Source organism: Sphingomonas sp., assembly GCF_041661885.1.
Classification (GTDB): domain Bacteria; phylum Pseudomonadota; class Alphaproteobacteria; order Sphingomonadales; family Sphingomonadaceae; genus Sphingomonas.
In genome coordinates, this window is sequence record NZ_JBAZTL010000006.1 from 271101 (window position 1) to 285214 (window position 14114).

Annotated in this window: 12 protein-coding genes and 1 pseudogene; 9 read left to right on the plus strand and 4 right to left on the minus strand. The window is 63.4% G+C overall.

Annotation, left to right across the window (positions count from 1 at the left end; genetic code table 11):
• Window positions 1–15 precede the first annotated feature (15 nt).
• From WC704_RS13540 to WC704_RS13550, 3 genes are all read right to left on the minus strand, one after another.
• Window positions 16–1074: a serine hydrolase gene (locus WC704_RS13540; protein WP_372890769.1), complete on the minus strand. Its 1059-nt coding sequence runs from the start codon at window positions 1072–1074 to the stop codon at window positions 16–18.
• A gap of 211 nt (window positions 1075–1285) precedes the next feature.
• The gene (nadB, locus tag WC704_RS13545) at window positions 1286–2878 is read right to left on the minus strand and encodes an L-aspartate oxidase (protein WP_372890722.1); all 1593 of its coding nucleotides are present in this window, start codon (window positions 2876–2878) and stop codon (window positions 1286–1288) included.
• A 114-nt stretch (window positions 2879–2992) separates the two neighbouring features.
• A complete protein-coding gene (locus WC704_RS13550) occupies window positions 2993–3916 on the minus strand; it encodes an ABC transporter ATP-binding protein (protein ID WP_372890724.1) in 924 nt (307 codons plus the stop codon).
• Window positions 3917–4121: 205 nt separating this feature from the next.
• Between WC704_RS13550 and WC704_RS13555 the strand changes: the two genes are divergently transcribed.
• The 6 genes from WC704_RS13555 (at window position 4122) to WC704_RS13580 (ending at window position 8643) form a co-directional block, all read left to right on the plus strand.
• Window positions 4122–4355 (plus strand): zinc-finger domain-containing protein, encoded by a 234-nt coding sequence (locus tag WC704_RS13555; protein WP_372890726.1) that lies wholly within the window; start codon window positions 4122–4124, stop codon window positions 4353–4355.
• Between the two features lie 18 nt (window positions 4356–4373).
• Window positions 4374–5804 (plus strand): metalloprotease TldD, encoded by a 1431-nt coding sequence (gene tldD / locus WC704_RS13560; RefSeq protein WP_372890728.1) that lies wholly within the window; start codon window positions 4374–4376, stop codon window positions 5802–5804.
• A gap of 117 nt (window positions 5805–5921) precedes the next feature.
• Window positions 5922–6488: a pyridoxamine 5'-phosphate oxidase family protein gene (locus WC704_RS13565; RefSeq protein ID WP_372890730.1), complete on the plus strand. Its 567-nt coding sequence runs from the start codon at window positions 5922–5924 to the stop codon at window positions 6486–6488.
• Between the two features lie 7 nt (window positions 6489–6495).
• Window positions 6496–6705, plus strand: coding sequence for a DUF2007 domain-containing protein (locus tag WC704_RS13570; RefSeq protein WP_372890732.1), 210 nt, complete (start codon window positions 6496–6498; stop codon window positions 6703–6705).
• A 139-nt stretch (window positions 6706–6844) separates the two neighbouring features.
• Complete coding sequence (locus tag WC704_RS13575) at window positions 6845–7183, plus strand: P-II family nitrogen regulator (protein WP_010405890.1); 339 nt, start codon at window positions 6845–6847, stop codon at window positions 7181–7183.
• Between the two features lie 23 nt (window positions 7184–7206).
• Entirely contained in the window at window positions 7207–8643 is a 1437-nt protein-coding gene (locus WC704_RS13580; protein ID WP_372890734.1) for an ammonium transporter, read from the plus strand.
• Between the two features lie 141 nt (window positions 8644–8784).
• On the opposite strand, the gene WC704_RS13585 is transcribed toward WC704_RS13580, so the two are convergent.
• A complete protein-coding gene (locus WC704_RS13585; RefSeq protein ID WP_372890736.1) occupies window positions 8785–9474 on the minus strand; it encodes a TetR/AcrR family transcriptional regulator in 690 nt (229 codons plus the stop codon).
• A 122-nt stretch (window positions 9475–9596) separates the two neighbouring features.
• On the opposite strand from WC704_RS13585, the gene WC704_RS13590 reads away from it, so the two are divergent.
• The 3 genes and pseudogenes from WC704_RS13590 to WC704_RS13600 all read left to right on the plus strand — a co-directional run.
• Window positions 9597–11957: a TonB-dependent receptor gene (locus tag WC704_RS13590; protein WP_372890738.1), complete on the plus strand. Its 2361-nt coding sequence runs from the start codon at window positions 9597–9599 to the stop codon at window positions 11955–11957.
• Window positions 11958–12035: 78 nt separating this feature from the next.
• Window positions 12036–13283, plus strand: coding sequence for a spinster family MFS transporter (locus WC704_RS13595; protein WP_372890740.1), 1248 nt, complete (start codon window positions 12036–12038; stop codon window positions 13281–13283).
• Between the two features lie 135 nt (window positions 13284–13418).
• Window positions 13419–13991: pseudogene (locus WC704_RS13600) on the plus strand (IS630 family transposase); the annotation flags it as partial.
• Between the last annotated feature and the right edge of the window lie 123 nt (window positions 13992–14114).

Genomic DNA, 14114 nt, shown 5'->3' on the forward strand with positions numbered 1-14114 from the left:
CCGCTTTCGCATCGGCTATCCGTGATTTTCCACCACGCTTGCCACCACCGCCTGCATCAGCGCCTGGCGGGCGGGAATCGGCTTGGGCGTGTCGCCGATCATCACCGCGATCGCATAGCTGCGGCCATCGGGGGCAATCAGCACGCCGACATCGTTATAGCCGGCGGTGCGCCCGGCGAGATCCTGGCCCGTTCCGGTCTTGTGGCCGAAGGTCCACCCGAGCGGCACCGCGCCGCGCAACCGCTGCTTGCCGGTACGTGATGATTCCATCGTGGCCAGAAGATACTCGGTCGAACTGCGCGACAACAGGTCGCCACGCTTCAGGAGCGCCAGTGCTTCGGCAATTGCGCGCGGGGCGGCGCCATCGGGGGGATCGGCGACATAGCGTTCGTAAGCGGCGACGCGGTCGGTGCGCGGCAAGCGGGCGCGGGCGATCGCGAAGGCGTTGCCGAAGGCGAAATCGGGTTGCCACACCAGCCCGGCGGTCTGGCTTTGCAACAGCCGCTCCCCCGGACCGAAGCGAATGTCGCCCAGCCGCTTGCGCCGCAGGAAATCGCGCACCGCATTGGGCCCGCCGACATAGCGCAGCAGACGATCATTGGCGGTGTTGTCGCTCATCGTCAGCGCGCGCTGCAACAATTCGCCGACGGTGGTCTGATAGCCCTGTTCACCCTTGATGAGCGCGGCGATCGGCTGATGGAAGACGGTGAGATCCTCGCGGGTCAGCGTAACGGGATCCTCAAGTTTCAGCCGCCCGGCATCGCGGAAGTCGAGCACGGTCATCGCGACCCACAATTTGCTGACGCTTTGCTGCGGCAGGCGCTGTTCGCCGCCTGTATCGACCGCCCAACCCTCCTCGATACTGCGCACCGCCACGCCAACCCGCCCGTCGAAGCTGCGCACCAGCGCCGCGACATTGGCAACAAGCGCCAAGGGTGGGGTGGCCAGGCGCGGAGCGGCGGGTGCCGGGACCGCAGGGCTTGGCAGCGGAACGAGCGGCGGCGGAGCCGCCAGCAGCGCGACGTGCACGTTGGCATCGTGACCGCACGCGCACAAAGCAGCCGCCAGCATCATCGCTGCGGCAGGTTTTGGGAATCGATACGGAAGAATGCGCGTCACCGTGAATTGCCCCAATGTCCCGAGGAAAGACCCTCTCTCCCGAGCCCCACATCCCATGATAGGGTAACAATAGGGTTGAGGAATCCTTTGGTGGCAACCGTGCGATGAATCGCCTGTGTCGCAAGATGAGACGAGCCTTTTGCGGGAACCCGTCAGGCCGTTGATTTCAGGGCACCAAAATCGTGTCGAGCGCTTGCGGCAACATGTCGGGATAATCGAGCGTATAATGCAGCCCGCGCGATTCCTTGCGGTGCAGCGCCGAACGCACGATCAGCTCGGCGGTTTGCAGCAGGTTGCGCAGTTCGATCAGGTCGGGCGTGACGCGGAAATGCCCGTAATAATCGTTGACCTCTTCGGTCAGCATCCGGATGCGGTGCTGCGCGCGTTCCAGCCGCTTGGTCGTGCGCACGATCCCGACATAATTCCACATGAAGCGGCGGATTTCGGTCCAGTTCTGCTTGATGACGACTTCCTCGTCCGAATCCTCGACGCGGCTTTCGTCCCACGGGCGAATCGCGGGCGGTGGGGGTAAATCGTCCCAATGCTCGCTGATATGCTGCGCGCACGCCTCGCCGAACACGAAACATTCGAGCAGGCTGTTCGAGGCAAGGCGATTGGCACCGTGCAGCCCGCTTTCGCTGCATTCGCCCGCGGCATAAAGGCCGGGCAAATCGGTGCGACCGTCGAGATCGATCACCACCCCGCCGCAGGTATAATGCTGCGCGGGCACCACCGGAATCGGGTCGGTGGTCATGTCGATGCCGAGCCCGAGCAGCTTTTCCTGGATGTTGGGGAAATGCTCGTGGATGAAGTCCGGCCCCATATGGCTGATGTCGAGATGGACGTAATCGAGCCCCAACCGCTTGATCTCATGGTCGATCGCGCGCGCGACGATGTCGCGCGGGGCGAGTTCCAGCCGCGGATCGAAATCGGGCATGAAGCGATAGCCGGTATCGGGGATGAGCAATTGCCCGCCCTCGCCGCGCACCGCCTCGGTAATCAGGAAATTTTTGACGTCGAGATTGTAGAGGCAGGTTGGATGGAACTGCATCATCTCCATGTTGGAGACGCGGCACCCCGCACGCCACGCCATCGCAATGCCGTCACCGGTCGCGCCGCGCGGCGCGGTGGAAAACAGATAGGTCCGCCCCGCGCCGCCCGTCGCCAAGATCGTCGCGCGCGCGGTGTACAATTCGACGCGCCCGGTCGCGCGATTGACGGCATAGACGCCCCACACATGGCCCGCGCCCGAATAGCGTTCCTCATGTCGACTGGTGGCAAGGTCAATCGCGACCATGTCGGGGACGAGCGTAATGTTGGGATGGTCGGTCGCGGCGCGTTGCAGCGCCTCCTGCACTGCCCAGCCGGTCGCGTCGGCGACATGGACGATGCGGCGGTGCGAATGGCCGCCTTCGCGCGTCAGATGCAGCGCGCCGCCATTTTCTTCGCTTTCGGTGGCAAAGGGTACGCCGAGTTCGCGCAACCGCGCGATCGCAGCGGGCGCGCGTTCGACCACCATCTCCACGGTCGCGCGGTTGTTCAGCCCCGCGCCCGCGATCATCGTGTCTTCGATATGGCTCTCGAAGGTGTCGCCTTCCTCGAGCACGGCGGCGATGCCGCCCTGTGCCCAGGCGGTGGAGCCCTCATCGAGCCGCCCCTTGGCGAGCACGGTGACCTTGAAGCGGTCGGCGAGGTTGAGCGCGGCGGTGAGACCTGCGGCACCCGAGCCGATGATGAGCACGTCGGAGGTGTTGGTCATCGTGCCCCCCTCCCTAAAAGGGAGGGGCTGGGGGTGGGTTGGCATAAGGCGGGGATCGGGTCACCACTCGGGCCGACCCACCCCCGCCCCCTCCCTTCCAGGGAGGGGAGACGATCACGCATTCGAAGCCCTCGTCAAATTAAGGAACACGTCCTCCAGATCGGCTTCGCGCGTCGAGACATCGACGATGCCGTAACCATCGGCTTGCACCGCCGCGAGCACTTGGCCCGCATTCACCTGGTCCTTGGCATAGGTGATGGCGAGCGTGCGCGTGCCCTTGAGCGCGATCTTCTGGAAACACACCGCCGTTGGCAGCGCGGCGACATCGCGGTCGACGGTTACCTCGACCAATTTCTCGGTCGCCTTGGCCAGCAATGCGCGCGTCGGTTCGTTGGCGATGACCTTGCCGTGGTTGATGATCGCGATGCGGTCGCACAATTGCTCGGCTTCCTCGAGATAATGCGTCGTCAGCACCACCGTGATCCCCGCATCGTTGAGCGAGCGGACATAGGCCCAAAGCTGCTGGCGCAATTCGATGTCGACGCCGGCGGTGGGCTCGTCGAGCACCAGCACGGGCGGTGAATGGACCATCGCCTTGGCGACCATCAGCCGCCGCTTCATCCCGCCCGACAGCGTGCGCGCATAGGCATTGGCCTTGTCCTCGAGATGCACCGCGCGCAGCAATTCCATCGAGCGCCGCTTGGCCTTGGGCACGCCGTACAGCCCGGCCTGAATCTCCAGCGTTTCGAACGGCGAGAAGAACGGGTCGAACAGGATTTCCTGGTTGACGATGCCGATCGAAACCTTGGCGTTGCGCGGGTGCTGATCGATGTCGAAGCCCCAGATCGAAGCGCTGCCGCTGGTCTTGTTAACGAGCCCCGCCAGGATGTTGATGAGCGTTGACTTGCCCGCGCCATTGGGGCCGAGCAGCCCGAAGATTTGCCCGCGCGGGACATCGAACGACACCCCGTCGAGCGCGCGCTTGCCGCCTTTATAGGTCTTGCACAAATTTGTGATGGAGATGGCGGCCTCGGTCATGGCTGCAGCCCTACGCGTGCGGCGCGCCAAGCTCAATCCTCCCCGGCACGGGGAGGTGGCAGCCGCAGGCTGACGGAGGGGGCTCTCCCCAAGTGAACCGGTCGCTCGTGGCGAGCCCCCTCCACCGTTCGCTGAATGCTCACAGTCCCCCTCCCCGTGCCGGTGAGGATTGTTCGCGCGCGACACCGCTGCTATGCGCGTCGCCATGATCGCTCCGCCCGAAATCCTCCGCGTCACCCACACCCGCAATATCTGCGATGGCGCGACCGACATTCCCGGCGGGGCCAGCCTTGGGCACCCGCGCGTGTTCCTTGAAATTGACGAGAGCGGCTATGTCGATTGCGGCTATTGTGATCGCCGCTTCGTGCTGATCGGTGGGCCAGCCGATGGGGTCGATCCGGCGACGCTGCACGATCACGGGGATGGCGCGGGCCTTTAAGCCGCCTATATTGTCGGCATGACCAGCCCGACAGACCCCCGCGCGTTCCTCTATCATGATGGCCAGCTTGATCCATCCGAAGCGCAGGCGCTCACCGCCGCTGCGCTCGGCAAGGCCGATGATGGCGAATTGTATCTGCAATATCGCAAGTCCGAGGCATTCGGTTTCGATGACGGGCGGTTGAAGACGGCGAGCTACGACACGCATTCGGGCTTTGGCCTGCGCGCGGTATCGGGCGAAATGACCGCCTTTGCCCATGCCAATGAGCTGAGCGCCGCCGCGATCCGCCGCGCGAGCGAGACGATGATGCTGATCGATCCGTCGATGGCACCCAAGGCGGCACCGCCGCGCAGCACCAACCGCCACCTTTATACCGCCGCCGATCCGCTCGACTTGATCCCCTTCGCCGACAAGGTGAATCTGTGCCAGACGATCGACGCCGCCGCGCGCGCGCGTGATCCGCGCGTGGCGCAAGTGTCGGTGTCGCTGATGGGCAATTGGAGCGTCGTCGAAATTGTCCGCGCCGACGGCTTTGTTGCCACCGACGTGCGCCCGTTGGTGCGGCTCAATGTGTCGATCGTGGTCGAGCAGAATGGGCGGCGCGAAACCGGCAATTTCGGCATGGGCGGTCGCTATCTCTATACCGAGCTGATGGAACCCGCGACGTGGAACCGGGCGATCGATCAAGCCCTGTCGCAAGCGCTGGTCAATCTCGATGCAGTGGAGGCCCCGGCGGGCGAGATGACCGTGCTGCTCGGGCCAGGCTGGCCCGGCATCTTGCTGCACGAGGCGATCGGCCACGGGCTCGAGGGGGATTTCAACCGCAAGGGCACCAGCGCCTTTTCGGGCCGCATCGGCGAGCGCGTTGCGGCACCGGGCGTTACAGTGGTCGATGACGGCTCGATCTCCGACCGGCGCGGATCGCTATCGATCGATGATGAAGGCACGCCAACGCAGGAAAATGTGCTGATCGAGGACGGCATCCTCAAGGGCTATATTCAGGACCGGCTCAATGCGCGGCTGATGGGGGTGGCCCCGACCGGCAATGGTCGCCGCGAAAGCTTTGCCCACGCGCCAATGCCGCGCATGACCAACACTTTTATGCGCGGCGGCAGTGATGATCCTGCCGAGCTGCTCAGCCGCATGAAGACCGGCATCTTCGCCAAATCCTTTGGTGGCGGACAGGTCGATATCGTCTCGGGCAAGTTCGTATTCAGTTGCACCGAGGCGTATCTGGTCGAGAACGGTAAACTCAGCGCACCGATCAAGGGCGCGACGCTGATCGGCGATGGTCCGTCCTGCCTCACCCGCGTCGAAGGGATCGGCAACGATTTCGCGCTCGACGAGGGCGTGGGCATGTGCGGCAAGGGCGGGCAGAGCGTGCCGGCAGGCGTCGGCCAGCCGACGCTACTGGTGGCGGGACTGACGGTGGGCGGCACCGCGATGTAATGGCGGCGATAGGGAGTTGGCTTGCTCTCCCTTACCCACCTGATGCAAGGCTGCGATCGCACCTCGACCGCGTGCGCCCCGATTCCCCACATCGTTTGAACATGCTATACCCCTTGCATGGAGATGTTCTCGGCCCTTGACGACAAGCACCGCGCCTTCATCGCGCGGCAACCGATGTTTTTCGTGGCGACGGCGGCGGAGGGTGCGCGTGTCAACCTCAGCCCCAAGGGCATGGACAGTTTTCGGGTGCTCGGGCCCAATCGCGTCGCCTATCTCGACCTTGGCGGATCGGGGAACGAGACGCAGGCGCATCTCGCCGCCGATGGTCGCATCACCATCATGTTTTGCGCGTTCGATAATCCGGCGTTGATTTTGCGGCTGTACGGGACCGGGCGTTTCGTGCTTGCCGGGGAGCCGGGCTTCGATGCGCTCGCCGCGCATTTCCCGCGCTTGCCCGGTGCGCGGCAGATTTTCGACATCGCGGTGGACAGTGTGCAGACGAGTTGCGGGTGGGGCGTGCCGTACATGACGCTGGATCGCCCGCGCGATACGCTGGTCAAATATCACGCCCAGCAAGATCCAGCGGCGCGCCTCGCCAGGATCGCGGATCGCACGGCGAGCATCGATGGCCTGCCGGTCCGGGTGCAGGCGGTGTTGCCCGCCTTTGATGTGCCTGCCGCGTGAACGGTCAATGAGTCTGGCGGAGCTCGGCCGCTTCGCCCGCAACGAAGCGCATATCGTGATCGGGCGCCTCGAATCCGAGGGCATTCCCGCGCTTGCGCTCGACGGTAACGCCAGCATTGCCGATGGCAGCCAGTTCTTCATCCCCGTGCGGGTGATGGTCGATGCCGACGATCTCGAGGTTGCACGGGGCATCATCGCGGCACTGCCCGATTCTTAGGCAAACCTTCGCAACTGCACAAAAATTTACCCGCCGGTAATCTTTCGTGACGCTTTTGTACGCGGAAACGCGCCTTTTCGACTCTGGCACGATCATTGCTGATTAGCTCCCAGGGTCAATAACCAGGGGCGGTTGTCGCATGAAGCTCGTTATAGCCATCATCAAACCCTTCAAGCTTGATGAGGTGCGCGAAGCGCTCACCGAAATCGGTGTTGCGGGGATGACCGTTACCGAGGTCAAGGGATTCGGGCGCCAGAAGGGCCAAACCGAAATCTACCGCGGTGCGGAATACAGCACCAACATGGTGCCCAAGATCAAGATCGAGATCGTTTGCGGTGCCGATCTTGCCGACAAGGTGGTCGAGGCGATCCAGGCTTCGGCCAACACCGGCGCGATCGGCGATGGCAAGATTTTTGTGCTCGATGTCGGTCAGGCGGTCCGTATCCGCACCGGCGAAACCGATGAGACCGCGCTGTGAGCGGGGCTGTTAAGGGGGTAAAGATGAAAGCATCGACCAAATTAGGGTTGGCGGCGCTCGCGGGGGCTGCCGTCTTCGCCGCGCTCCCGGCCTGGGCGCAGGCTGCGGCAGGCCCGATCAAGGCGCCGAATGCGGCGCAGATGGCGACGATGGTCAACAAGGGCGATACAAGCTGGATGCTGGTTTCCTCGGCGCTGGTGCTGATGATGTCGGTTCCCGGCCTTGCGCTGTTTTATGGTGGCCTGGTGCGCACCAAGAATATGCTGTCGGTGCTGATGCAGGTGTTGATGATCGTCTGTATCGCGTCGCTGGTGTGGGTGTCGTGGGGCTATTCGCTCGCTTTCACCTCGGGCGGTGACAACCACTTGGTCGGCGGTTTGTCCAAGGCGTTCCTCAAGGGCGTGGACGGCACGACATTGGCCGCAACCTTCTCGAACAATGTCTACATTCCCGAATTCGCCTATGTCTGCTTCCAGATGACCTTTGCGTGCATTACGCCCGCGCTGATCGTTGGGGCATTCGCCGAACGGGTGAAGTTTACCCCGCTGATGATCTTCGTCGTCGCTTGGCTGACGCTGGTCTATTTCCCGATTGCGCACATGGTGTGGTATTGGGCTGGCCCGGATTTCCTGCCTGACGCACCGACCGATGGTGGCTATCTTTTCAACCTTGGCGCGCTCGATTTCGCTGGCGGCACCGTGGTCCACATCAACGCAGGCATCGCCGGTCTGGTCGGCTGCCTCGTGATCGGCAAGCGCCTGGGATATGGCAAGGAGCCGATGCCGCCGCACTCGCTGACCATGACGATGATCGGCGCCAGCCTGCTGTGGGTCGGCTGGTTCGGTTTCAACGCCGGTTCCAACCTGGAGGCCAACGGCGTGACGGCGGTTGCCTTCATCAACACCTTCGTCGCGACCGCCGCAGCCGCGGTATCGTGGGCCCTGATCGACCAGATCGTCCACAAGAAGCCGTCGCTGCTGGGTGCGGTAACGGGCGCGGTCGCGGGGCTGGTCGCGATCACGCCAGCTTCGGGCTTTGCAGCACCGATGACGTCGGTCGTTCTCGGCCTCGCCGTATCGCCGATCTGCTTCATCTTCGTCACCTATGTGAAGGCGTGGCTGAAGTATGACGATTCACTCGACGTGTTCGGCGTGCATTGCATCGGCGGGATCGTCGGAGCACTCGCCACGGCGGTCGTCGCGGCACCGTCGCTCGGCGGGCAGGGCTATTTCGACTATACCAAGTTCCCGGCGGTTGCCGTGTCTGCCGCAGATTACAGCATTACGGCGCAGTTGGTGAAGCAGGCGACGGCGGTGGGTATCACCCTGGTGTGGTCCGGCGTCGTTTCCTTGGTACTGTTCCTCGCGCTCAAGTTCACGATCGGCGTGCGTCCGACCGAAGAGGTCGAGCATAACGGGCTCGACGTCGCCGAGCATGGCGAGCGCGCTTACAATTATTGACGAGATTGGCTGCCGGGTTCGGGGGAGCCCGGCGGCCAAACCATGTTCCTCCTGCGGACGACCTAAGGCCGGTGCGGCAACGCACCGGCCCTTTTTCTATGTCAGGGCGCGGCGCGGGCAGGCGGAGCGGATTGCCCTTGATTAGGGTCGTGCGGCCAGACCGTTGACCAGCATATCGGCGATTACGTCCGCGACGGCGTCGGGGGCGAGGTCGTCGGTCCACACGCCGTAGCGCAAACCCAGGAACACGTTCATCCCCATCACCGCCCAGGCGTGAACTTCGGACACGTCGCCCCGAATTTCGCCGCGCGCTGCCCCTGCCTTCAGGCGCACCGCAATGCGCTCGGCGGTGGTCGCGTAATGCAGCCGAAAGGATTCGGGATCGACGAATTCGGCCTCGTCGATGATGCGGTAGATTTCCTTGTGCCCACGCACAAAGGCGATGAATTCGAGCAGCCCGGCGCGTTCTGCCGCAATCTGGTCGGGTGCCGCGCGAATCGCCGGGGCGACGCGGTCGCGCACTTGATCCGACATGTCGCGCACCAGCGCGCGGAACACCGCGTCCTTTGAATCGAAATAGGTGTAGAAACTGCCCAGCGCGACGCCTGCGCGGCGCGTAATGCCGCTGACCGAGGCTTCATGAAAGCCGCGCTCGCCGAATTCGATCGCTGCCGCATCCAGAATGGCACGCAAGGTTTTGCGCCCGCGCTCGGTACGCGGCGCCTTGCCCGCGCTGGCCGAATCATCGAGTCGCACCGCGTCGCCCCGCGCTGCGGTCACACCGCCTTGGGCCGGGTCGGCTGTTGCCACCGCGCCACGTTTGGTCGCCATCGTACAGTCCTCCCCAATTCCCAAGTTGAAACCTGGTTCATGTTTCAGTAAAGCCAGATGCACAGGCGCACAACCCGGATGCATATCGGGTGATGTGGATGCGCCGCAGGAGGGGAAAACCGATGACACGCCTGAATTCCGTGCGCTTGTTGCTCAATGCCAGCGTTGCACTTGCCGCCATTGCCGCCGCGCCCGCCGTGGCGCAAACCGCACCGACACCGCCAACAGCAGAACCTGCGGTCGCTCAAGAGAGCAGCGACATCGTCGTTACCGCGCGCCGTCGCGCGGAAACCTTGCTCGATGTGCCGATTGCCGTGACCGCGTTCAGCGCCGATCGCCTGGAAAAGGCCGGTGTTGCCGATCTGACCGAAATTCAGAATGTTACGCCCAACACCACGCTGAAGGACGCGCGCGGCACCAACTCGACGCTTGCTGCCTTCATCCGCGGCGTCGGCCAGCAGGATCCGGTGCCCGGGTTCGAGGCGGGAATCGGCATCTATCTCGACGACGTCTATCTCAACCGCCCGCAGGCTGCGGTGCTGGATGTGTACGAGGTCGAACGGATCGAAGTGCTGCGGGGCCCGCAGGGTACGCTCTATGGTCGCAACACCATTGGCGGCGCGGTCAAATATGTGACCAAGCGCCTGGGCGACACGCCGGAGGCAAGCTTCAAGGCCAGCTACGGCTCGTTCAACCAGGCCGATGGCATCGTCAGCCTGTCGACGCCGATCGGATCGTTGTTCAAGGTTGGCGTGTCCGGCGCGCGGCTGACGCGCGATGGTTTCGGGCGCAACACCAATCTCAACATCGACAATTACAACAAGAACGTTTGGGCCGGACGCGGCACGATCGAGTTCGCCTCGCCCGACGGGCGGCTGTCGCTGCGGCTGACGGGTGATTATACCGAGGACAAATCGAACGCCCGCAACGGTTCGCGGCTGATTACCAGCTTGCTCACGGCGACGCCCGTTCAATCCAATCCGTTCGATACGCGCGCCGGGCTCAACAACCCGCGCCAGAATATCCAGGCGGGTGGGCTTTCGCTGGTCGCGACGGGCGAGCTGACCGACAATTTGACGCTGAAGAGCATCAGTGCGTTCCGCAAGGACCGCTCCTTTACCCCGATCGACTTCGATGCGCTGCCCGCAGTCGATGTCGATGTGCCGGCGGTTTACCGCAACGAACAGACCAGCCAGGAATTCCAGCTCGCGTATAAGAGCGACAAGCTCAACGGCTTGGTCGGCTTCTATTATCTGGGGGCCAAGGCTTCGACCGGCTTTGATGTGCTGCTGTCGACCACGTTGCCGAACTTCGACGCCTATACGGCGGGCGACGTGCGGACCGAAACCAGCTCGATCTTCGCCGATTTCACCTATGATTTCACGTCGCAATGGAGCCTTTCGCTCGGCGGGCGTTATACGTGGGATCAGCGCCGGTCGTACATTTTCAGGGCCAGCTATTTCGGCGCAACCTCGGAATTTGGCGGCAATCCGACGCTGATCGGCGCACCGTCGACGGATTTCCGCGGCACGGCCACTTTCAAGCGCTTCACGCCGCGCGCGTCGCTGAGCTTCAAGCCGACGGCGGACCATCTGCTGTATGCGTCTTACTCGGAAGGGTTCAAGGGCGGCGGGTTCGATCCGCGCGGGTCGGGCGCATCCGCACCCGACGTCAATCAGGATGGTGTGCGCAGCTATCAGGAAATCTACAACTTCCTGTTGTTTAAGCCTGAAGTGGTCAAGAGCTATGAAATCGGCTGGAAGGGCGCGCTGTTCGACAAGCGCCTGACCTTCGCGCTCGATGGTTTCTATTCGGACTATAGCAATGTGCAGGTGCCGGGATCGGTCGGCTGCGTCATCGGTGGCGTTGCGTCGTTCTGTGGCATCACCACCAACGCCGCCAAGGCAACGATCAAGGGTGTTGAGCTCGAATCGAACGCGGTGCTCGCGCGCGATTTCGCGGGGGCCGGCTCAAGCGTGACGCTGGCCGGCACGCTTGGCTATATCAGCGCCAAATATAAGACCTTTATCGGGCCGACCGGCACCGATGTTGCCAATTCCCGTGTGTTCCAGAACACGCCGGATTGGACGCTGTCGAGCACGCTTGGTGCCACGCTTCCGGCCGGGCCGGGCAAGATCAACGCCTCCACGACAGTGTCGTATCGCAGCCTGACGCATCAGTTCGAAACCGCGAGCCCGTTCCTCGACCAGCCGGGCTATGCGCTGTGGGACGCGCATTTGACCTATACCTTCGGCAAGGGGCGTTACTCGGTTGGTGTCCATGCCAAGAACATCACCGACAAGCATTATAAGACCTCGGGCTACCAATTTATCCGCACCGATTTGGCCGGAACCCCGACCAACCTTGCAAACGTGCCGGTTCCGAACGGTCCCTATGTTCCGACGCTGGGCAGGGAAGGCATCGCCACCGCCTTTTACGGCAACCCGCGCCAGGTGTTCGGGACGATTACCGCGAAATTCTAGGTCGCGGCGGTTAAGGACAAGCGGGCCGGGCACTCGACACAGGGTACCCGGCCCTTTTTACGATTGAGGGCAGGCAGCATGACCACCGACACCCCCCGCCCGGCAAACCGCGCGCTCGTCCTCGCGATGTTGCTGCTGGTTTACACCTTCAATTTTCTCGATCGGCAGATTTTGAGCATCCTTGCGCAGCCGGTAAAGGCGTCGCTGGGGCTAACCGATACGCAACTCGGGATGCTCGGCGGACTGGCCTTTGCCGCGCTGTATTCGACGTTGGCGATTCCGCTCGCCTTGCTGGCGGATCGCACCAGCCGTTCCTGGGTGATTGCGCTGTCGCTCGGCGTGTGGAGCGTGTTCACCGCATTGTGCGGCACCGCGCAGAGCTTTGGACAGATGTTCGCGTTTCGCCTCGGCGTCGGCGTTGGCGAAGCCGGCGGGGTGGCACCCTCTTATGCGCTGATCGGCGATTATTATCCGGCGAAGACGCGGGCGCGGGCGCTGTCAATCTATTCGCTCGGCATTCCGGTCGGAGCGGCGGTTGGGGCGTTGCTCGGCGGGTATATCGCGCAGACGGTTGAATGGCGGACGGCGTTTCTGGCGGTTGGGGTGGCGGGGCTCGTGCTGGCCCCCGTGTTCAAATGGGTGGTGCGCGATCGCCCGCGCGCGATTGCGCCGGTGGATCAAGTGCCAATCACCCACGTCTTCGGTATCCTCGCTGCCAAGCCGAGCTTCTGGTTGCTCGCTTTCGGGGCGGCGGCAGGGTCGATGTGCGGTTATGGCGTCGCTTTCTGGCTGCCGAGCATGATTATGCGCAATTACGGTCTCGGCTTGAGCCAGACCGGGCAGTTTTTCGGCGCGTTGCTACTCAGCGGCGGCGTTGCGGGCATTTTGCTGGGGGGATGGTTGGGCGATCGGCTCGGCGCGCGCGGGCGGCGCTGGTACGCGCTGTTTCCGGCCATCTGCTATACGGTGGGAACGCCGCTGTTCATTGCAGGCGTGCTGGCCGGATCGTGGCAGGCAGCGTTCGCGTTGTTCCTACTGCCACAAGCATTGGTCTATGTCTGGCTCGGGCCGGTATTGACGGCGGTCCAGCATCTCGTCCCCGCCCATATGCGCGCGACCGCTTCGGCCAGTTTTCTGCTGATCAACAATTTGATCGGGCTTGGGCTGGGCTCCTGGGTAATCGGCTCGCTATCCGACCATCTAACCCCGACCTATGGCAGCGCTGCGCTGCGCTATGCGATTGCGACGGGCCTGTGCCTGTATCTGGTCGCGGGCGCGCTGATGGCGCTCGCCAGCCGGTTCCTAACGCGCGATTGGGTGGACTGAGGGCAGGGTCTGGCAAGCTTGCGCGGCGGGTGCCCGTCTCGTTAGAGCGGGATGACGTTTAGCTGATTCAAGGGGCTTCCCTGGGGGGTGAAATTCTGATTCAAGATGCTGGCTGGGGACTGGATGCCAGCGAGCATGGCAAAGCCCTATTCGATGGATTTGCGCGAGCGTGTTGTTGGGGCGGTGTTGGATGGCGGGATGACGTGCCATGCTTCGGCGTCGCGCTTTGGCGTTGCGGCGAGCTCGGCGATCAAATGGGTTCGGCACCTTCGCGAGTCGGGCAGCGCAGCGCCAGGCCAGATGGGCGGTCACAAGCCGAACATTTTGTCAGGCGCCAATCGCGACTGGCTGCTGGAGCGCACCGCCACCGACTTCACGCTCCGTGGCCTGGTAGCCGAGCTGGCGGAGCGCGGGGTGAAGGTCGATTATGTCCAGGTCTGGCGCTTTGTTCATGCCGAGGGACTGAGCTTCAAAAAAACCGTTCTGCCCGCCGAGCAGCTCCGGCCACAGGTCGCGAGACGGCGCGAGCAATGGAAGAAGTATCAAGGTCGGCTTGATCCGGCCCGGCTCGTCTTCATCGACGAAACCTGGGCGAAGACCAACATGGCGCCGTTGCGCGGCTGGGCACCCGTCGGTCAGCGGCTTCATGCCAAAGTGCCTTACGGCCATTGGCGGACGATGACCTTCCTCGCGGCGCTCCGCTGCGACGTAAGCGTGGGCTGGAGGCCGCAGATCAGGCGGCTTCGGCGATCGGTTGCTGATCTGGTCGCCAGTTCCACGGCATGAGTTCATCCCAGCGGGCAGCGGGCCAGTTGTCGGCGATCTTGGCGA